At 67.4% G+C, this 19,954-nt stretch carries 13 protein-coding genes; 6 read left to right on the top strand and 7 right to left on the bottom strand.

Annotated features, from left to right (window positions below; genetic code table 11):
• The first annotated feature begins 503 nt into the window (after positions 1–503).
• On the top strand, positions 504–3,464 hold the full coding sequence (locus ACFULQ_RS43200; protein ID WP_383555598.1) for an NB-ARC domain-containing protein: 2,961 nt from the start codon (positions 504–506) through the stop codon (positions 3,462–3,464).
• Positions 3,465–4,809: 1,345 nt separating this feature from the next.
• Positions 4,810–5,889 carry a pentapeptide repeat-containing protein gene (locus ACFULQ_RS43195; RefSeq protein ID WP_383555600.1) on the top strand — a complete coding sequence of 360 codons (1,080 nt, stop codon included), beginning with the start codon at positions 4,810–4,812 and terminating at the stop codon, positions 5,887–5,889.
• Positions 5,890–6,486: 597 nt separating this feature from the next.
• Here ACFULQ_RS43195 and ACFULQ_RS43190 read toward each other — a convergent pair.
• The 3 genes from ACFULQ_RS43190 to ACFULQ_RS43180 are packed head-to-tail and all read right to left on the bottom strand — an operon-like array spanning position 6,487 to position 11,567.
• Positions 6,487–9,858, bottom strand: a complete 3,372-nt coding sequence (locus ACFULQ_RS43190; RefSeq protein ID WP_383555596.1) for a S8 family peptidase — start codon at positions 9,856–9,858, stop codon at positions 6,487–6,489.
• Positions 9,859–10,938: a CU044_5270 family protein gene (locus tag ACFULQ_RS43185; RefSeq protein ID WP_383555593.1), complete on the bottom strand. Its 1,080-nt coding sequence runs from the start codon at positions 10,936–10,938 to the stop codon at positions 9,859–9,861.
• The gene (locus ACFULQ_RS43180) at positions 10,935–11,567 is read right to left on the bottom strand and encodes an RNA polymerase sigma factor (protein WP_383555591.1); all 633 of its coding nucleotides are present in this window, start codon (positions 11,565–11,567) and stop codon (positions 10,935–10,937) included. Before ACFULQ_RS43180 ends, ACFULQ_RS43185 begins: the two co-directional genes overlap by 4 nt.
• Before the next feature lie 361 nt (positions 11,568–11,928).
• Between ACFULQ_RS43180 and ACFULQ_RS43175 the strand changes: the two genes are divergently transcribed.
• Positions 11,929–12,291 (top strand): DUF5335 family protein, encoded by a 363-nt coding sequence (locus tag ACFULQ_RS43175; RefSeq protein ID WP_383555589.1) that lies wholly within the window; start codon positions 11,929–11,931, stop codon positions 12,289–12,291.
• A gap of 4 nt (positions 12,292–12,295) precedes the next feature.
• Here ACFULQ_RS43175 and ACFULQ_RS43170 read toward each other — a convergent pair whose 3' ends face one another.
• The 4 genes from ACFULQ_RS43170 to helR form a co-directional block, all read right to left on the bottom strand.
• Complete coding sequence (locus ACFULQ_RS43170; protein ID WP_383555587.1) at positions 12,296–12,682, bottom strand: TraR/DksA family transcriptional regulator; 387 nt, start codon at positions 12,680–12,682, stop codon at positions 12,296–12,298.
• A gap of 57 nt (positions 12,683–12,739) precedes the next feature.
• A complete protein-coding gene (locus ACFULQ_RS43165) occupies positions 12,740–13,951 on the bottom strand; it encodes a PP2C family protein-serine/threonine phosphatase (RefSeq protein ID WP_383555585.1) in 1,212 nt (403 codons plus the stop codon).
• Positions 13,952–14,045: 94 nt separating this feature from the next.
• Positions 14,046–14,819, bottom strand: a complete 774-nt coding sequence (locus tag ACFULQ_RS43160; protein ID WP_383555584.1) for an IclR family transcriptional regulator — start codon at positions 14,817–14,819, stop codon at positions 14,046–14,048.
• Between the two features lie 62 nt (positions 14,820–14,881).
• Complete coding sequence (gene helR, locus ACFULQ_RS43155; protein ID WP_383555582.1) at positions 14,882–17,035, bottom strand: RNA polymerase recycling motor ATPase HelR; 2,154 nt, start codon at positions 17,033–17,035, stop codon at positions 14,882–14,884.
• 321 nt (positions 17,036–17,356) lie between these two features.
• Between helR and ACFULQ_RS43150 the strand changes: the two genes are divergently transcribed.
• The 3 genes from ACFULQ_RS43150 to ACFULQ_RS43140 all read left to right on the top strand — a co-directional run bounded on the left by ACFULQ_RS43150 (position 17,357) and on the right by ACFULQ_RS43140 (position 19,919).
• Positions 17,357–18,025, top strand: coding sequence for a glycoside hydrolase family 11 protein (locus ACFULQ_RS43150; RefSeq protein ID WP_383555579.1), 669 nt, complete (start codon positions 17,357–17,359; stop codon positions 18,023–18,025).
• Positions 18,025–18,702, top strand: coding sequence for a polysaccharide deacetylase family protein (locus ACFULQ_RS43145; RefSeq protein ID WP_383555576.1), 678 nt, complete (start codon positions 18,025–18,027; stop codon positions 18,700–18,702). Before ACFULQ_RS43150 ends, ACFULQ_RS43145 begins: the two co-directional genes overlap by 1 nt.
• Before the next feature lie 296 nt (positions 18,703–18,998).
• Positions 18,999–19,919, top strand: coding sequence for an N-acetylmuramoyl-L-alanine amidase (locus ACFULQ_RS43140; protein ID WP_383555574.1), 921 nt, complete (start codon positions 18,999–19,001; stop codon positions 19,917–19,919).
• Positions 19,920–19,954: the final 35 nt, after the last annotated feature.

The raw sequence follows: 19,954 nt of genomic DNA, 5'->3' as shown, positions 1-19,954 counted from the left end.
CCCCAACGTCGTGCTTTAGCGGGCAGGTCCACAGACTGCCCGACGCGCCGGAAGCTTACGGGGCCATGATCACTTGCGCCAAAGCAGCGCCACCCCAAAGCCGCTACGCCGACCGACGTGGCCACGCTCGCGACAATGCTCACTGTCGAGAGCCCGTACGGACACCACTGTCCGCAACATCCTCAGGGCGCTTGCGAGACGCATCCCTGACACGCATGGCGAGCCTCACCGCTCCAACGATTGCCTCAGTGAGCTTCCACATCAGATTGATCTCGGGCGCATGTTCGATGATCATCCGCACTGTTTCCACACCAGACCTCCTTCTGCGGCCAGCACGGCGCTGACCTGCATCACCTTGGTAGGGGAGGCACTGAAACTTCAGCAGTGGCGTTGGAGTATCAGCGAAGATTCATTGCGATAGCTGGGGCAAGCCCCGGATAATCGAAGTTCGAGGAACGGACAGGCCGAGAGGGGCGCCAGCCTTGAGCCGCACACTGAGCCCGGTGGACCCGACCAGCCCTGAAGTCGTTCGTGATCTTGCTGAGCGGCTACGGGAGATCATGTTCGCGGCCGGTTATCGCACTGCCACTCACCTTGCTCAAGACTCGGGAGTCACCCTGAGCACGCTGTCCGATGCTCTTAGCGGTCGGAGAGTGCCTAGCACCGAAACGTTGAAACGGATTATTCAAACGTGCGGCCTCCCATACAACAGCGAATGGGTATCCCGACAGGAAAAAGCTAAGAACGCCGAGGCTGGCTGGCGAGTAAATCAGCGGAAAAATAACACGACGAAAGACCCCGCTGGCACCCATAGACATTCCAGCATTACCGCAATTGAGCGTTCACCGATAAACCCGGCCTCCAATTCTCTTGAGCCTCCAATTGGAAATCTCCCCTCGCAAATTAGGGGTCGGAAAACGATTATTGAAAGACTCTCTCACTCGCTAGCGGAACTCCCGGATGAAGTGCAAGTGCTCCACGGAATGGGTGGGTGCGGCAAAACAACGCTAGCGTTGAGCGTGGCGAAGGAGACTCGCGCTCGCGGCTATGAAGTTTATTGGGTGAAAGCCACTAAGCAGAATTTCGGGAGCGCGATGCGCCAGCTTGCGCGAACACTTGGTGCCTCACGGGAGGAAATAGAAGAAGCCTGGCAAACGCTCGGCAGTGGTCCCGATTTCATTTGGAGGCTTCTCCACGCGTCACTCACACCCTGGGTGCTGGTATTCGATGATGTGGACGAAGCTGGCCTAGTGAGTAGGCCAGGGGGAAATCCTGGAGACGGAACAGGGTGGATTCGCCCCAGCCGCAGCGGGCTAACTATCGTTACGACACGTTTGAGTGATTCTGACATCTGGGGGAATATCGCTCGGTGTCACCCTGTTGAAGAGCTTTCCTCGATCGACGGTGCGGACATATTGTTGGATCTGGCTGCGAATGCTGGATCACGAGAGGATGCTCAGCAACTAGCAAGCAGATTGGGTGGCCTTCCTCTGGCTTTGCGACTGGCCGGATCCTACCTAGGTCGCACTTCAAGAGGACCCGGGTTGCTAAATCGAGGTCAAGGCCGCACCCGCAACTTTACTTCCTATCTAGCCGCTCTTCGGGATACTGGGATTAACTTTCTCGATCGAGGAAGCCAAGGACGGCTTGACAATAGCGAGACCGAGGAACTTCACAGGCAGCTGATTAGCCGCACCTGGGAAATTAGCCTCGACCTTTTGGAGGCTCAGGGATTCCCAGAGGCGCGCACGTTCATGAGAATGCTGTCCTGTTTCTCCGTTGAGCCAATCCCTGTCGATATTCTCGACATTGATGCACTAATTCAGCATGGAGCCTTCCCGCTCGGCCTCACCGTCGACCGCCTTGAACTCGTGATTCAAGCTCTTAACACGCTAAGCCTATTGGAAATCTCTGAGGCCACGTATGGGTCACCTGATTCACAGCCGCATATAACAGTACACAAGCTGGTACTCGAAATTAACAAGCTGCATCTCTCAAATGCAGACACTTCGGCCATTTCAGCGATCGCGCGCACAACCGTGGAGCTCATCGAGAAAGCGGCACAGCGGGACCCCGAGGACTTGGAGAATCAGTACTGGTGGAGCCTGCTCCACCCTCACATCATGAGGCTCGTCCGCGAACCCCTGCCCGACAAAGAGGCCGTAGAGGCGTTGATCAGATCCGGTTTGCGTAATTTCTCATACATGTCCTTCACTGTCAGGAGTAATATAGAAGAATTGGCCAAACCGCTCAAGGTTTTGGCGGCGGAACTTAGCGAAGATCATCCACTTCACTTGGCAGTGAGACATCGATACGCGTTGGCGTGTTTGACTGGTACTGCACAGCTAATGGAGTTCCAGTCCACTTATAAAACCCAACTCCGTCTATTTGGCGCACTAGATCCTGAAACTTTGATGAGTCACTACAACTGGGCTGCGGAGCTGGACGAGGCAGGCCGACACAAGGAAGCAGAGAGAGAGTTCCGTAAAACGCTATCAGGGCGCCAGCAGGCGCTGGGTGCTGACAACCCCTATACCTTGATGACGCACGTATCACTGGCTCAGTGTATTGAGGAACAGAAGGGAGGGGAAAAACGTGCCGATTCAGAATGGGGGGCTCTGCATGGTGTCGTGTCAACTGTCCAGTCACTCGATCAAGTGGGACTCTTCGTTCTCCATCATTTGGCTCACTGGCTTGACAGTAAAGAGCGTTACGAAGAAGCAGAGGCGCTGTACAGAAAGATCATTGGAATTTTGGATCACATACCGACGGAAGGTCAATCTCTTTGCGACTCGATGCGGCAATGCTTGGCTACGAATCTCCGAAAGCAAGGAAGACCTGCCGACTCTGCAGAAACTCTGCATGACGCAATTCACGCTCTAGCGCGAGAACGGGACCAGGATGACGATGAGCTGCTCACGATTCGTCACGAGTATGCCGACTTGCTAGAGGAGCTGGGGAATTCAGAAGCAGCAGAGGTCACCATTCGAGAAGTCCTGGATCTTCGGCTGGCCAAGGCCGATGCGTCTAACGACCAGCGCGTGCTTGTAGAACTTCACTGCCTTACCCACGTATTGCTTCAAGAGGGCAGTCGACACGAAGAGGCAGTCGATACCGCAAAAAGGATATTCCAGTTCGGGCAAGATGCTCTAAAGAATTGGTGTCGCGTACCGGAACTAAGAAAGAACTTGCAGTGCATCTCGTACATTCTTACTCAGCATGGCGATTTTTCCGAGGCGGTGATTACACTCAAAGCTCTCATGGAGACTTCGGAGGATGGAAGCAGAGAATATTTCTCATTGCGTAGGAGGCTCGCACTGACAAGCTATGCTGATGGGTCCCTAACCGGTCCATCTTGCCGGGAAGAACTGCAGGCTATCGCTAACTCGCAGTCTGAAAAACTGGGCAAGGGGCACGATGACGTTCGCCGCACTTTGGATGCTCTGACTGGTTTGCGGGCATAAGGGTATGCGCCAACCTCATTATGCGGAACCATGGCGAGCACGGTGAGTTCAGTTGGCAAAAGCAGCGGGGCGAGCAACTGCTCACCTCCGAACCCCAACGCTCCGTCGCAGACGGCGGCCACGTTGTGAGCCAGGCCGAGGATCTAGCCGTCGGCCGTATGTGGGCGCCGGCGGATGAACGCGAATCCGGCCGGACATGCTTTCAGGATCATGCGGGATGTAAGTCCCGCACTTCGGCCCATCATTCGAGAACCCCCAGTTCTGGAGCACCGATCCGCCACAGGTCAGCCCAGCAATCGCCCCTGAAAAACCCGAGCTCCCCAAGCTGATGGCTCAGGCATCGTCGTAGCGGCCCGGCCGTCGTGGCCCGCTCTGGTCGACGGCATTGGCAGCGTGGCTAAGGCCGGTGGAGGTGCAGCGAGACACACGCGTGCGTGGTCCGTCGGCGCACCCACCGTCGTGGCTGGCTGTCGTCGGCTGAGGTTCAGACGGGGCGCATCGAGGGTGCCGGCTGTCAAGCGAGTGCGGCGGAGTTGGGCCGTCTCTGGGCCGTCCGAGGTCGCTCGACAGTGGCCAATGACGACCAACGACGACCACCAGGCGCACGATCCCACCGCCCCCGACCAGCAAAAACCCAGCTCACCAAGATCCCCGACAAGACCCAGGGCAAGAAGAAGTAACGGACATCAGTGACGAACACTTGGGGTAGTGCGGTTCGCAGAGGCTTTCCCGGAGGCGCCACAGGTAGGCCGCGCACCGCCGTAGGTGACTCGTAACCTGCAAAACTGTCGCGGCGTACGGGTGGGTTCGGCAGGCTTCCCAGGGAAGAGCGAGACATGCGGGACACCGCGAGCCTTTGCAGGTCATCGACCATAGGCGCCTCCTCGTCACACTGCCCCGCCTAGTGCCGGTGGGGAGCCCACCCCCCTAAACCCGAACGTGTGAACGACTTGCCACCTGATCTACCTCCTCTCCGCACCCTGAAGACTGGCTCGTCCTCACCTTCGATCGAGTCCGACGGCAGATCGCAGACGCTGAGCGCCGGGAGGCGGAGCGCCAGCGCGGCATCCAGGCCCGGCCAGCGCCGCCTGACTGACTGATCGAGCGCGGCCTGTCCGGGCAGGACATGGTGTACGTCCACGTCGGCGGTTGCTGGAACGCTGGGAAACGATCAACGGGCATCAGCCGGGGCGAGGACCGGCGCGCGCTCGCCGACGGGTCAAGCCGTGCCCGCAGTGCGAGTCGGATAACGCGCTGGGCTTCTTCGACTAGACCTGGTCGTGATGGTGGTCGCCCTGGAGCAGTAGGAGTTGCTGACGCTGGGTCTGCGGGATGCGATGAGCAGGTGGCTGGAAAAAGCATCGATCGGCTTCGCCGAACCGCTCGCCGCCGTGCTGGCCGCCGACAGCAGCACGGCGGTTCGAAGACGCGCCGGTCCAAGGGACCAGACCGGATTCAGTGGATCACTCTGATCGCGGCCAGCCTGCCGGGTATCGCAGCTCTGGGCGCGCTGCTGTTCACCTGGATGCAGGTCGGACAGGCCAGCAAGGAGCTACAGATCGCCGAACAAGGGCACATCACCGGTAGGTTCAACGCGGCGATCGGCAATCTGGGATCGGAGTCCCTGGACATCCGACTGGGCGGCATTTACGCCCTGCAGCGCATCATGCAGGACTCCGACCGCGACCAACCCGCGGTTGTCTCCGTGCTGGCGGCCTTCGCGCAGCGGCACGCCGGGTCCAGTACAAAGAGCCTGAAAGAGCCGCTCGATGAGGTTCCCGACGCGCACAAACCAAGCGCCGATGTCACCGCAGCGATCGCCACGCTGGCCAGACGCCGCCCCGACCGCGACCGGGGGGCAGTTATCAACCTGAGCCGAACCGATCTCCGCGGCCTCAGGCTCCCCGGCGAGGCTCCCATCGAACTCCCTGGGGCGGATCTGGACGCAGCAGATCTTCGCCATGCCGATCTGAGCGGCGTGTTCGACCTGCGCGCCCGCCGCACCGTCGACCTCCACAAGGCGTCCCTGGCCTACGCGAACCTAGGGAGTGCCTTCCTTGCAGGGGCCAACCTCAGCGGTGCGCAACTGTGGGCGGCGCGCCTCACCCAAGCGGAACTCACGGATGCGAACCTTCGCGGAGCAGATATGACATGTGGGCGCTTTCCGCTTGATCCAGCGGACGAGGAAGGGTTCTCGGATTGTGTGGATCTGACGTTCGCCTACCTGGAGGGCGCGGATCTTCGGAACACCAAGTTGAGTCACGCGAACCTTAGCGATGCGCTCTTGAACGGTGCGGATCTTCGTGGCGCGGACCTTGCTTACGCGAACCTGACCAACGCGGACTTCCGTGGCGCCAAGCTGACCGGTGCGAAACTGAAGGGCACGAAGCGGACCGGGGCTCGCGGGCTTCCGCCGGAGCGCTAGGCGCTCTGCGGCCGGCGCCTCGACGTCTTCTTCTCTCAATGCCCCTCCAGCCAGTAGTTCGGGACGAAAAGGTCGCTCCGTTAGGGTGCGCCGCATGACCGACGACGCCCCGGCGTGTCCTGAGTGCAGCCAGCCCTTGGAGTCCGGTGGTCTCGTGCTGACTGAACGAGACGAAGACGGCCGGAGGACCTGCCGCTCTCTGTGGCGGTGTGCTGGTCGGCACACCTGGTGGCAGTGGGCGGACCGGCCGGCCGAACCGCTGGAGGTCTGCCCAGTTCCGGAGCTGTTCCGTTGACATCCAACGTTGACATCAACCAGCCCGGACGGCGGCACACAGCTGCGGTCCTGGACGGCCGCCGGATCAGCCAACGATGGCATCAGGGGCGGGTGTAAATCGAACTCCTAAAGCGGGTGTCGCAGGTTCGAATCCTGCCGGGGGCACGGGTAGAAGGGCCAGCTCAGGAGGGGTTTCCTCCCAGGCTGGCCCTTGGCCATTTCAGGCACCGTGCCACATCCATGCCACTACGAGCCCGCCCGATCGACGAAGACGTGTGTCTCGGTCGGTGGCGGTGAAGTGATCCGCGGGATGCGTGACCGTCAGGTCAGGAGGTATGCCTTCAGGATCGTCACCGCGTAGGTGTTGCCCTTGGTGTCGGTCAGGGTGGATTTGAGGGAGACCGAGCGGGCGTTTTCCGGGTGGGTCAGGGTGAGGGTCCTTTTGCCGTGGGTGGTGGTCACCGGGGCAGGGGACCATGTCTTGCCGGCGTCGTAGGAGACCTTCACCGTCAGGGATTTCAGGTCGGTGGCCGCCGGGCCCTGGAGGGAGAGGGGGATCGTGGTGCGGCGGCCTGCGGGGGCCGCGCCGGTCGGGGTCAGCTTCGGGTGGAAGCGGACCGTGGAGAGGGGGAGGGGGGCGGAGTCGGACGGGGTGGAGGTGAAGGTCCAGGCCGCTGTCAGGCGGGGCGTGGTCGTGGCCACGCCTGGCGGGCGGGTCAGGTTCGTGCGGATCGTGTAGCGGGCCGGGGCGGGCGGGAGCTTCTCCACGGTCTGGCAGAGGTCGCCGTCGTTGTCGAGCAGGGTGCTGCCGTCCGCGGTGACCGTGGTGTGGCGTTTGGCGACGGAGGAGGCGGGATGGCCGGCCCCGTCGGCGAGGTCGGGGACGCACAGGTTCAGGGTGTCGCCGTCGCGTCGTGCGCCGTACGGGCCGCCGGTGATCGGGCTGAAGACGCCGACGTTGTACGTGGCCGCGTAGGTCCGGCCCGCCTGGTACGACCTCGCGCTCTCCGTGCCGTAGAAGACGTCGTCGTCGCCGGAGGCGTTTCGCTGGCCCAGGTTGGCCGTCCACTTGAAGCCCTTGGGCGTGGTGACGTAGATCTTCGCGGTCGTCGGCAGCGGGAAGGGGTCGCTCACCGTGCCCAGCGACAGGGTGGGGCCACTCCACAGGACGTTGACGATGCCCTTGCTGTGAGCGGCGGACGAGCCGAAGTTCCGTTTCAGCAGGGCCAGTTCGGTCATGCGCGTGGTGTGCCGATAGCCGGTGGGGAAGCGGTCGGGCAGGTTGTGGAGCAGGTGGTAGGTCGTGCTGCCCTTCTGCCACAGGCCGCCGAGCTGTGTGCTGAGCCTGCCGGCCGGGGCGGCCGGACCCAGGGTCGCGGTGCGCAGGTTCTTGAACGTCCCCCAGAACAGGGTGCTGTTGTGCGCTGCGCGCCCGGTGTTCCCGGTGCCCACGGCCAGGTTGAGCTGGCCGTCGGACATTTTCGCGCCCTGCGGCGCGGTGATTCCGACCGGCTTCGCCTTGCGCGCGTCGAAGACGACCGTGGTGTCCCCGGTGAGGGAGAGCCGGGGCCGGACCAGCGCGGAGGTGCCCTCGGCGTCCTCCAGCACGGTGTCCACGACGTAGTCGCCGCGCGGGACCCGCACCCGGTACACGCCCTTGGAGATCTGCTCGTAGTCCTGGAGGTTCGTGGTCCAGTACGTGCCCGAGTACCCGAGGATCTCGGTCAGCGGAGCGCTCACGGGCTTGCCGCCGCGGTTGAGGAACTTCAGGGTGAGATCGTATGCCTCGGCCTCGCGTACGACGCCGAAGGCCGTGCGTACGGCCCCGGGGTCGGCGCCGCTCCGCGCGGTGGCGACCAGCGTGCCCGAGTAGGCGCCGTTCGCCGCCTCGACGCGGGTGTCCGCGGTGAGGTCGACGCCGGCGGTGCCGCCCGCCGGGACGGTGAGGTGTGGGGTGCTCAGCGTGAACAGGCCTTCGGGGGCCGTGCTGCCCCCAGGGCCGGTCGCGCCGGCCGTCAGGTCAAGGGTGACGGGGTGGTCGCCGTCGTTGCGGTAGGTGATGTGCTGGGTGACCGGCCGGTCGTCGGTGTGGGGCCACAGCTGCTTGCCGAAGGACACGGAAGTCTGTTCGCTCGCCACCGCCCCCTGAAGTGCCCGGGACACGTCGAGCCGGCCCGTCCCCTGCTGGTAGACGGTCGCGCCGGTGGTCGGGGTGGCGGACGCGGTGAGCGCCTGCTTGATCCGTGCGCCGGTCCAGTCCGGGTGCCGCTGGGCGAGGATCGCGGCCGCCCCCGCGGCATGCGGCGTCGCCATCGACGTACCGGACATGGAGACATAGCCGTCGGCAGCCGGGTCGCCCATGTGGCCGTGCGCCGCCCTCGCCGAGACGATGTCCACGCCCGGCGCCGTGAGGTCCGGTTTCAGCGCGCTGTCGGCGGTCGGGCCGGTGCTGGAGAAGTCGGCGAGCCGGTCCTCGCCGTCGACGGCGCCCACGGTGAGCGCCGACTCCGCGGCCCCCGGGGAGCCGACGGTTCCGGCGTCGGGGCCCTCGTTGCCGGCCGCGGCGACGGTGAGCATGCCGGTGCTCTTCGAGAGGGCGTTCACCGCCGCCTCTACCGGGTCCTCCCCCGGGGTGTCGGTCTGGCCCAGGCTGAGGTTGGCCACCCTGGCGCCCTGCCCGGCGGCCCACTCCAGGCCGGCGATGACGGACGAGTCGGTGCCCTCGCCGTCGTCGTTCAGCACCTTGGCGTTGAGGATCTTCGCGCCGGGTGCGACGCCCTTGTAGCGCCCGCCGGAGCGGGCTCCCGAGCCCGCCACCGTCGCCGCGACATGCGTGCCGTGGCCGGCCATGTCGTCGGTGCTGCCGGTGCCGCTGAAGTCCTTCGCTGCCGTCACCGCCGAGGCGAGGTCCGGGTGTGTGGTGTCGACGCCGGTGTCCAGGACGGCGACCTTGACGCCCTTGCCGTCGTACCCGGCGGCCCAGGCTGCCGGGGCGCCGATCTGCGCGACGCCGCTGCCCAACTCCTCGGCCTTCGCGCCGCCTTCGTCCGCCGACGCCTTGAACCGGCCGTCCAGCCAGACCCGCGCGACTCCCTGCTCCTCCGTGAGGGCCTGCCACATGTCGTCGGCCCCGGCCTTGGGGACGGTGATCGCGGCGCCCGCCACACTGGGCAGTTCCCGGCGCACGGTGGCGTCCGCGTCCGCGACCAGTGACTTCTGGGTGCTCCTGCGCTCGGCGGGCTTGCCCTTGTACGACACGATCAGCGGGAGCGTGCGGCGCCGGGTGTCGTCGTAACCGGCGCGTATCAGGCCGCTCACGTCGAACAGCCGCATGTCCAGGACGCCTTGGCCGATCAGGGCGGCGGCGTCGGCGGGAACGACGTACTGATCGCCCCCCACGCCGCGCACGGACACCGGGACGTGCTCACGGCCCGGGGCCCGCCGTACGCCCGTCACCCGACCCCGGGCGTCCAGCCGGACCCGGTCGCCGGTGAGGAGGGTGACGTACCGGCCGGACGGGGAGGCGGAGTTGGTGGTCCGCGCGCCGGAGGCGGTGCTGCCGGGCGCCGCGACGGTGGCGGTGTCCTGCGTCCGTACGCCGAGGCCGGAGCCCGTGGCGGCCACCGAGACGCCCGTCATCAGCCCCGCCACCAGCAGGGCGGCCAGCGAGGCGCTTGTGGTCCTGTCGCGCATTCAGCTCACCTGACCGGGGACCTGCTTGGCGGCGTCGACGACCGCGCGCTCGGTGATGGCGCTGGTGTGCGTGACGGTACCGACCTTGAGGGGATCGCCCGCCGTGGCCTTGACCACCACGATGCGCTCACCGAGGAACCGCAGGGTTTTCTTGTCGAAGATCCACTCGGTGCGCTCGCCGGCGTCCTCCCGCGCGATCGCGACCCCGTGCCGGCCCGTGGCGTCGACCGCGTCATCCACCGAGACGACGCCGGGGATCTTGGCCGCGGCCTTGTAGAGGGCGGCGCCGACCTCGGCGGGCGGGTAGCTCTCGAACAGCAGGTCGCCGATCGCGACGAAGGCGGCCTGGTCGCGCGGGACTTCGGGGTCCCGGACGGCGTCCGACTCGCGGTAGATCCGCTGGAGCAGCGTGTCGGGGTCGGTCGGCAGCGCGGCCAGGGCGTTGTAGGCGCCGCTGAACGGGGTGTCGCTCTTCAGGGTGATGCCCTTGTCGCTCGTCTGGCCGGCCTCGATCAGCCAGCCGTCCCTGCCGTCGAGGGAGTTCCAGACCTGGCGGGAGTGCAGCTCGTTGCTGACCGCCTCGCTCTTGTCGCCGACGGTCTTGATGTAGGTGTCGGCCACCTTCGAGGCGATGTAGATGTACTGGCCCTTGCGCGGGGTGGGCGCGGAGGTGTCGGCGGCGGCGAGGGAGATGCGTTCGAGGAGCTGGGGGGCGCCCTTGGGGTCGGCGACGCCGATGCTGGTGGTCAGTGCGGGGCCGGTGGCCAGGGCGGTCTTGCCGTCGTCCGCCCCGCCGCCGGTGAGGGCGAGGCCGCCCACGACCGCGCCGGCCAGGGCGAAGGCCGCGGCGGGCAGGAGGATCGTACGGCGCAGGAACGGGTTGGAGCGCTTCACGGGCGCGGCCGGGGAGGTACCGGACGTACGGGAGGGGGTGCGGAGGTCTTCGTGGATCCGGGCCATCATCTGCTCCTTGTGGAACTGGTGGCGGCCCGCCGGCAGATCCCGCTCGGCGGAGGGCAGCAGACTCTGCGTCTCCGTCCACTCGGCCGGGTGGGGCCGGTGGGAGGGGCTGGCGTTCATCGGTTTCCTTCCTGTGCGGACCGGACCGCGTATCCGCGATCTCCTGTTATCTGCCGGTTCGTGCGGGTGGGTTCCCGTTTTTCTTCGAGCAGTTGTGCGTCGGCGAGCTTGCGCAGCCTGGCGCGGGCGCGGGAGAGGCGGGAGCGGACGGTGCCGACCGGGATGCCGAGGGCGCGGGCCGCCTCGGCGTACTCCATCCCCTCCCAAAGGCACAGCGTCAGGACCTCGCGCTCGGGGCGCTTGAGCAGGCTGAGAGCGGCGAGGGTGGCGGCGATACGGCGTCGGTCGTCCAGGCGTCCGGCGGTCTCCTCGGCGTGGTCCTCGACCCGTTCCTCGGCGGCGTGCGCGGCGGCCGCGGCGCTCGCCGCTTGGCGGTAGCGGCGGTTGCTGCGGTGGTGGGAGCGGGCGACGTTGGTGGCGATGCCCAGCAGCCACGGCCGCAGCGAGCCGCCTTCGGCCTCGACCGAGGCCCGGCGCCGCCACGCCTCCATGAAGGTCGTCGACATCACGTCCTCGGCCAGCGACCAGTCGGCGGTCAGCCGGAAGGCGTGGTTGTACACCGCGCGGGCGCACGTGTCGAAGAGTTCCGCGAAGGCGTCCGGATCTCCGTTTCGGACCCGGGTTCGCATATCTGTGGTCACGCCTTGAACTGACGCACGGCGCGGGCGAGTTCCAGTGAGACACGTCACAGCCGTCGCACAGGTCACCGGGGCGGTGACCGCCCGCAAGGCGTCGGATCTGATGCGGGACCCAGGAGGAGCGACGGTGCCGCGCCGCTGTACAGCAACGAAGTCCGGCGCTGGACGGGGGCGTACATCAGCGGCTCTGGCCGGCCTCCGCGCCAGTCGACGACATCAGCGGGAGCGGGCCCGGACTCGTCCAGGCAGGTTCATCAGGGCCGGGCGGCTTGACCTGTCAGGCCCAGGCGGTCGGTCAGGGCTGTGCCTAGCGTCGTGTGGAGAGCAGATTGCCACCGGAGGAGGAACGACGATGGCCGGCACCGAAACGCTCGACCGCAGCGCCTGGGAGACCGCCCTCAATCAGGTGACCGAGGAACACCAAGGTGAGTTCGTCACCATCGAGGTACTGGACCCCGAGGTCGGGCACCAGTACGAAGCCAACCGGCTGCCCTTCACCACCATCGTGTACGACCCGAAGGACGACGTAGTGGCCGTCTCCGTCGGCGGACAGTCGCCGCGCCACCCCGTCGTCCTGCGGCACCTGGTGTCGCACCCGACGGAGATCGACGTCGCCACGCAGGACACTCCCGAGCCGGCGGTCCGGACGGTCGACAAGGACGGCACCGCCACGCTGATCACCTTCTTCTCCCAGGAGTCCGGCACGGAGTCCTGATCCTTCAACGAGTTACGGACGCGCAGCGCACGCAGGTTCTCGCCGCCGGGCGGACTTCGAGGCGCTCCGTGGGGATCGGCTCACCGCATTGCTCGCAGCGTCCGTAGTCGCCTCTCTCCAACCGTTCCAGGGCGCGGTCCAGATCGTTCAGATGCTCGCGTGCCTGGGACAACAGGGCGGCGACGTGCGCCCTCTCGAAGGCCGTGCTCGCGCCCTCCGGGTCGTGCTCGTCGTCAATGGCCACCAGTGCGTTCGCCTCGACGATCCCTTCGTACTCGCGGCTGAGGGCGGATATCTGCTGCAGCGTGCCGACCCGGTCGGCCGCGAGCAGCGCCCGCATCGACTCGCCCTGGGGCGCGGCGAAACCGGCATTGGCGCTCTGATCGCTCATATCGGAGGAAACCTCACTGTCTTGCGCCGAATTCCCGGGCACACGAGGAGTAGGTCCTCAAGGCAGTGGCACCGTTCCCGGTGCAGACCGACCTCGGGCAGGGCTGAGCAGGTCCTCGTTCAGGTGTGATGCGGCCGGTTTGCGGAGCAGGAGCAGGGCCGCGTCGTCGTGCAGCCGGCCACCCACATGTGCCAGTAGTTCCTCGTGGAGCGCGGTGAGCGTGTCGGCCGGCTCGTCGGACACGTGGCGGGCCAGCCCTTCGGCGAGCGGGTAGAACTCGCGGGCCTGGTTGCGGGCCTCGGTGACCCCGTCGGTGTAGAGCAGCAGCTGGTCCCCGTCGGCGAAGGCCAGCTCCTGGAGGCTCGGGATCTCGTCCGTGAGGGCGCGCAGCCCGAGGGGCGGGGCCGGACGGTCGGGCTCCACCGTCACGACGGTGCCGGATCCACGCACCAGCAGCGGCGGCGCATGCCCGCAGTTGACCACCTCCAGCCGGCCTGGTCGCGGGTATCCGACGACCACGGCGGTGACGAAGTCGTCGGCACCGAGGTTGCGCGCCAGGCTCCGCTCGATCCTGCCGACGACGGCGAAGAGATCGGGCTCGTCATAGGCGGCCTCCCGGAAGACACCGAGGACGAGTGCGGCGGTGCCCACGGCCGGCAGTCCCTTGCCGCGCACATCGCCGACGATCAGCCGGACGCCGTACGGGGTGGGCACCAGCGCGTAGAAGTCCCCGCCGATACGGGCCTCCGCCGCCGCGGCGCTGTAGCGGACGGCCACCTGGAACGGGCCGACAGTCGCCGGTACGGGCCTGAGGAGCGCATGCTGGGCGGCCTCCGCGACCGAGCGGACGGCCGCGAGCACCCGTTCGCGACGAGCGCGCAGCGCGCTGGCGAGGCCGCTCGCCAGGGTGACGGCGACCAGGGCCGACAGTACGGCCGTCAGCTCATGTCCCGGCACGCCGTCCCGGCTCCCCAGTGCCGCGCCCAGCACCGCGGCGAGGAGGCCGACCCCGAGCACTCCGCGGGGCCCACCCGTGGTCGCGGCCAGCGCGGGGCCGGCCGCGAGCAGCGGGAGCCAGATCGTTCCCGCTCCGCACAGGACGTCGACCAGTACGACGACGGAGACGATCAGCGCGGGCAGGGCGGGTGCGTAGGCGGCCAGCTGTGCGACGACACCTTTGCGGGCCGCCGACCCGGGACGACCGGGCACTCGGTTCCTGAACGGCCGTATCGGCCAGTGGTCGCCGCCATGGTCTCGAGCCTGACTCATGCTGGGTCCGTAGTCCTCATCTTGTGCGGGGCCGCATAAATATGCCTTTCATCCAGAAAAGAGGTAGAGCTCGGGCGTCACAAGGAGAGGATTTTCAGATAGTGAGCGAGAGCCCCCTGGTCACGCGACTCGCGGTCGGGATCAGCCGCGCCAGGATCCCCTCGAGCCGGGGGAGCCGGTCCGCCCGCAGCGAGACACCGAGCGAGCCGAGCGTGTCCCCGCTGTAGACGGGCACGGCGACACAGACCGTGCCGAGGGCGTACTCCTCCAGGTCCGTGACGGCCGGGGCCACGGGTGAGGAGTCGAGTCGTCGGAGCAGTTCCGCGCGGCTGGTGATGGTCCGCGGGGTGAGGTCGGCGAGAGGGTGCCGGGAGAGGTAGTCCTTGCGGGAGGCGTCATCCAGTTCCCGCAGCACCGACTTGCCCAGTGCGGTGGCGTGCCCCGCGTCCTCGAATCCCACCCAGAGATCGACACGGGGTGCCTGTGGGCCGTCGACGATCTCGGCGACTCGGATCTCCCCCTCCTCGTAGAAGGTGAGGTAGGCCGCGGTCGCGAGCTCGTCCCGCAGCGCGGCGAGCGTGGGACGGACGCGGCTGAGCAGCGCTTGTCCGCGGCCGCTGGTGTGCAGCATCTGCACCTTGTCACCCAGGACGTACCCGCCGTCGTCCAGCTTCCGTACGTATCCGTCGTGGACCAGCGTCCGCAGCAGGTGATAGGCGGTGGCCAGGGGGAGTCCCGTCTCACGTGCCAGCTGCTTCGCCGGCGCGCCGTTCTCGTGCGTGGTCACCGCTTCCAGCAGCCGCAGGGCCCGCTGCACGGAAGTGATGAGCGTAGGGCCACCTTCCTGGCCGCCTTCCCGAGCACCCATACGACCAGCGTGCGCCGAGCACCCGACGTGAGCAAGGCACGAGCCCGCCCGCGTCGGCGCCCTCAGCGGCTCGTGAGGATCGCCAGGCGCTGCGTCGCCCTCGTCATCGCCACGTACCGGTCCACCGCCCCCTCCACGCCCTCGCCGAAGTTCTGGGGGTCGATCAGGATGACCAGGTCGAATTCGAGGCCCTTCGCGAGGGACGGGGTGAGGGAGCTGACCCGGGGAACGGGCTTGAACGTCGGGTCGCCGATCACGCAGGCGGTGCCCTCGGGGTGGGTCGCCAGCCAGGTGTCGAGCAGGGTGGGCAGGTCCGAGACGTCGCCGTAGGTCACCGGGGTGCCCGTGCTGCGGATCGACGTGGGGACGTTGGCGTCCGGGAGAGCCGTGCGGATGACCGGCTCGGCCTCCTTCATGATCTCTTCCGGGGTGCGGTAGTTGATGGTCAGGGAGGTCATCTCGACCCGGTCCAGGCCCACCCGCCGCAGCCTCTCCTGCCAGGACTCCGTGAAGCCGTGCCTCGCCTGGGCGCGGTCGCCGACGATCGTGAAGCTGCGGGACGGGCAGCGCAGCAGCAGCATCTGCCACTCCGCGTCCGTCAGTTCCTGTGCCTCGTCCACCACGACATGGGCGAAGGGGCCGGCCAGCCGGTCGGGGTCGGCCACGTGCAGGGCGCTCTCGTCGACCAGGGCGTGGTGGAAGTCCTCGCCGCGGAGCATCGTCACCAGGCCCATGCCGTACTCGTCGTCGGCGACCGCACTCAGGTTCTCCACGACCGTGGCCATGCGCTCGCGTTCGGCGGCGACGGTGGCTTCGTTACGGCGCCTGCGGCGGGAGATCTCCGGGTCGCCGAGGCGCTGCCGGGCCGCGTCCAGGAGCGGCAGGTCCGACACCGTCCACGCCTGGCCGTCCGCGCGCTGGAGCCTGCGTACCTCGTCCCGGTCCAGCCAGGGGGCGCACAGCCGCAGATACGCCGGGACCGTCCACAGGTCAGAGACCAGGTCGGCGGCCTCCAGCAGCGGCCACGCCCGGTTGAACGCGGTGAGCAGCTCCCTGTTCTGCCGCAGGGACCTGCGCAGCAGCGCCTCCGGGGCGTCGCCCTCGTGCTTGTCCACCAGGATGGTGAGCAGCTCGTTCCAGACCTGGTCGCGGGCGTCGTTGTGCGGGGCGCCCTCCGCCGCGTCGAAGGCCTCGGCCCAGTCGGCGGCGGTGAGCCGGATGTCGGACCAGTGGGTGGTGACGGTCATGCCCTCGGTGGGCGGCTCCTCGTAGAAGCGGACGGCCTTCTCGATGCCCTTCACGAGGTCCGCCGAGGACTTCAGGCGGGCCACCTCCGGGTCGGTCTCGACCCCGGCCGCGGCACCTTCGGCCACCAGGTCCCGCAGGACGCAGGTCTGCACGCCCTCCTCGCCAAGGCTGGGCAGGACGTCGGAGACGTAGGCCAGGTAGGGGCGGTGCGGACCGACGAACAGCACACCGCCGCGGCGGTGGCCGAGACGGGGGTCGGAGTGCAGGAGGTAGGCGGAGCGGTGCAGGGCGACGACGGTCTTGCCGGTGCCGGGGCCGCCGTCGACGACCAGCGCGCCCCGGGATCCGGCGCGGATGATGGCGTCCTGGTCGGCCTGGATGGTGCCGAGAACGTCCCGCATCCGCTCCGAGCGGTCGGTGCCGAGGCTCGCGATGAAGGCGGACTGGTCGTCGAGCGAGGCGTGGTGCCCGGCGAAGTCGTCGGAGACGAACACCTCGTCCCAGTAGTCGCCGATCCGGCCGTTGGTCCAGCGGTACCTGCGGCGGCTCGCCAGGCCCATCGGGTTGGCGTGGGTCGCGCCGAAGAACGGCTCGGCGGCGGGCGAGCGCCAGTCGACGAGCAGTCTGCGGCCCTCGCTGTCGGTGAGCCCGAGCCGGCCGACGTACACGGGCTCGGCGTCGTCGGCGGTGACCATGTGGCCGAGGCACAGGTCCAGGCCGAAGCGGCGCAGGGTGCGCAGCCGGGCGCTGAGGCGGTGGATCTCCGTGTCCCGGTCCATCGCCTCCTGGCCGATGCCGCCGGGCGCCCTGAGGGTGGCGGCGAGGGTGGCGGACAGTTCGGCGACCGTCTGCTCCAGGCACGCCGCGATGGCCGCGAAGTGCCGCTCGTCGGCGCCGATCAGCGCCGGGTCGGCCTTGGCGGCGAGGCGGTCGGGGAGGTCGAACACGCTGGTGGGCAGGGGATTCAAGTCGGCAGCTCCGGGGTGTGGTCGTCGACCGAGGGGTCTACGGCCGGTAAGTGTGCGCCGCGAGGGGGGCCTTGCCGCAAGCCCCCACGTGCGCTATAGGTTGAACATGGCAGAGAGGTTCACCTCCCTGCCTTTTTCTTTTGCCCCAGGCCGCTCTCAGCCGTCCGGAAGGTCTTCGAAACATTCGAGGACACAGCCCATCCAGTCCGACCGGAACGCCCACTCAAGTGATCAAAAACAGCCAGCTCAACGCTGGCCGAATCATTCGAAACATCTGTCGAAAATGTTGACGCTTGACAGGGGCAGACCAAAACTGTGGCCATGAACCCAAACCCCGCACACCCCACCCGCCGCACCGTCTGCGGCCTCCTCCTCGCCACCGGTGCCACCCTCGCGCTGCCCGGCACCGCCGAGGCCGCCACGGTCATCACCACGAACCAGACCGGGACGAACAACGGGTACTACTACTCGTTCTGGACGGACGCCCAGGGCACGGTCTCCATGACGCTCAACTCCGGCGGGAACTACAGCACTTCCTGGCGCAACACCGGCAACTTCGTGGCCGGCAAGGGCTGGAGCAACGGCTCGCGCAGGACCGTCAACTACTCCGGCAGCTTCAGCCCGTCCGGCAACGCCTACCTCGCCCTGTACGGCTGGACCTCGAACCCGCTCGTCGAGTACTACGTCGTCGACAACTGGGGCACCTACCGGCCCACCGGCACGTACAAGGGCACGGTCAGCAGCGACGGCGGGACGTACGACATCTACCAGACCACCCGGTACAACGCCCCGTCCGTGGAGGGCAACAAGACCTTCAACCAGTACTGGAGCGTGCGGCAGTCGAGGCGGACCGGCGGCTCCATCACCACCGGCAACCACTTCGACGCCTGGGGCCGGGCCGGGATGCCGATGGGGAGCTTCAAGTACTACATGATCCTCGCGACCGAGGGTTACCAGAGCAGCGGCAGCTCCACCATCACGGTGTCGTGATGCGGGGCCGGGCGCACCTCCCGTTACTGGCCGCCGCCGCTCTGGCCGCCGCCGGCACGCTCACCGTCCCCGCCGCCGCTGCCCCCGCTCAGGCCGCCGCCTGCTCCGGGTACGTCGGGCTCACCTTCGACGACGGGCCGGGCAGCGGTACGACCGCTCTGCTCAACTCCCTGAAGCAGTACGGCCTGAGGGCCACCATGTTCAACACGGGCCAGAACGCCGCCGCCAACCCCGCCCTCGTCAGGGCCCAGGTCAGCGCCGGCATGTGGGTCGGCAACCACAGCTACACGCACCCGCATCTGACCCAGCAGAGCCAGGCCGCCATCGACTCGGAGATCTCCCGCACCCAGCAGGCGATCGCGAACGCCGGTGCTGGCACACCGAGGCTGTTCCGGCCGCCGTACGGCGAGACCAACGCCACGGTGAAGGCCGTGGAGGCCAAGTACGGGCTCACCGAGGTCCTTTGGCAGGTCGACTCGCAGGACTGGAACAACGCCAGTACCGACGCGATCGTCGCCGCGGTCGGCCGGCTCACCGGCGGCCAGGTGATCCTCCTGCACGACTGGCCCGCCAACACCCGCGCGGCGATCCCGCGCATCGCCCAGACGCTGGCCGCCAAGGGGCTGTGCTCCGGCATGATCTCGCCCCAGACCGGCCGCGCGGTCGCACCGGGCTGACCCACGGCAAGGGCCGACCCACGGCCACGGCCGGCCTACGGCCCCTGCGGCCCGGCCCCGCCTCGGCGCGGCGGTCGTACCACTTCCCCCTTGGACCGCCGCGCCGAACCCGGATCTCCAAACCACCCCGGCCACCCCTCCCTCCGGCTGTGAATGTCGCGATTTCGCCACAGGGGCAGCGCATTGGCGCAATCATGAGCCGCACGCGGGACGATCACAATCCGACAACACGCAACATCCAGTCGTCGAAGCCTGTTTGACGTGTCGTCACACGCCGTCCGAAGGGAACCGCAGTCATGGCCACTCCCCTGTCCGCCGCAAAAATGCTCGCCGCGCTGAAGGCCGAGGGCCTCACCGTGCACGAGCACGCCGGCTGGAAGACCCACAACCGCGATGGCGAGTCCGGGAAGTCCTTCGGGCCCGTCATCGGGGTGCTGATCCACCACACCGGCGGGCACAACGACAAGGAGCTCTGCTTCAACGGCAGATCCGACCTGCCGGGACCCCTGTGCCACGCCTGGCTCGGCAGGACCGCGGGGCTGTGGATGATCGGCAACGGCCGTACCAACCACGCCGGTTATGCCGACATCGATGTCCTGAACGCGCTCCGCGAGGAGAAGCCGCTCCCCCACGACGACTCGGCGAAAGCCGACGGCAACGACTGTCTGTACGGCCTGGAGATCGAGAACCTCGGCAACAGCAAGGACTCCTACCCGGCGGCGCAGTACCGGCAGGCCGTGCTGTGGGCGGCGGCGATCTGCCGGGCGCACGGCTGGAGCGAGAAGTCCGTCGCCGGGCACAAGGAGTGCCAGCCGGGCAAGATCGACCCGAGCTTCGACATGGACGACTTCCGGGCCGACGTGAAGAAGCAGCTGGCGGCCGGGGCCGACAAGCCGAAGCCGCCGAAGCCGACCCCGGGCAAGCCCCGCGTGGACCTGTCCCGGCTGGTGACGGCCGCGAAGACCGACCCCGGGGCCAAGCAGGGCCACGTCAGCTACATGGCCGGCACCAACCTCACCGAGGCCGCCCTCGTCGAACTCGGCTACCTCTCCCGCACCTACGCGGGCGACGGCTCCTTCGGCACCACCACCATCGCCGCCTACGCCAAGTGGCAGAAGCACCTGGGCTACACGGGCGCCGACGCCAACGGCATCCCCGGCAAGATCTCGCTGTCCAAGCTGGGCGAGAAGACCGGCCTCTTCACGGTCGTCGCCTGATCCACCCCGGCCCGGCCCGCCACCGAGTTGCGGGC

Source organism: Streptomyces sp. NPDC057253 (assembly GCF_042669125.1).
Classification (GTDB): Bacteria; Actinomycetota; Actinomycetes; order Streptomycetales; family Streptomycetaceae; genus Streptomyces.
Note: the sequence above shows the minus strand (reverse complement) of the source record. Positions and strands in the feature narration are given on the sequence as shown.

What these genes read in the sequence shown, in the direction of transcription:
- ACFULQ_RS43170 (WP_383555587.1), bottom strand. Translation starts at nt 12,682, where the DNA reads ATGAGCGATCAGAGCGCCAATGCCGGTTTCGCCGCGCCCCAGGGCGAG.
- ACFULQ_RS43140 (WP_383555574.1), top strand. Translation starts at nt 18,999, where the DNA reads ATGGCCACTCCCCTGTCCGCCGCAAAAATGCTCGCCGCGCTGAAGGCC.
- ACFULQ_RS43145 (WP_383555576.1), top strand. Translation starts at nt 18,025, where the DNA reads ATGCGGGGCCGGGCGCACCTCCCGTTACTGGCCGCCGCCGCTCTGGCC.
- ACFULQ_RS43160 (WP_383555584.1), bottom strand. Translation starts at nt 14,819, where the DNA reads ATGGGTGCTCGGGAAGGCGGCCAGGAAGGTGGCCCTACGCTCATCACT.
- ACFULQ_RS43150 (WP_383555579.1), top strand. Translation starts at nt 17,357, where the DNA reads ATGAACCCAAACCCCGCACACCCCACCCGCCGCACCGTCTGCGGCCTC.
- ACFULQ_RS43190 (WP_383555596.1), bottom strand. Translation starts at nt 9,858, where the DNA reads ATGCGCGACAGGACCACAAGCGCCTCGCTGGCCGCCCTGCTGGTGGCG.
- ACFULQ_RS43185 (WP_383555593.1), bottom strand. Translation starts at nt 10,938, where the DNA reads ATGAACGCCAGCCCCTCCCACCGGCCCCACCCGGCCGAGTGGACGGAG.
- ACFULQ_RS43165 (WP_383555585.1), bottom strand. Translation starts at nt 13,951, where the DNA reads ATGAGTCAGGCTCGAGACCATGGCGGCGACCACTGGCCGATACGGCCG.
- ACFULQ_RS43175 (WP_383555589.1), top strand. Translation starts at nt 11,929, where the DNA reads ATGGCCGGCACCGAAACGCTCGACCGCAGCGCCTGGGAGACCGCCCTC.
- ACFULQ_RS43180 (WP_383555591.1), bottom strand. Translation starts at nt 11,567, where the DNA reads ATGCGAACCCGGGTCCGAAACGGAGATCCGGACGCCTTCGCGGAACTC.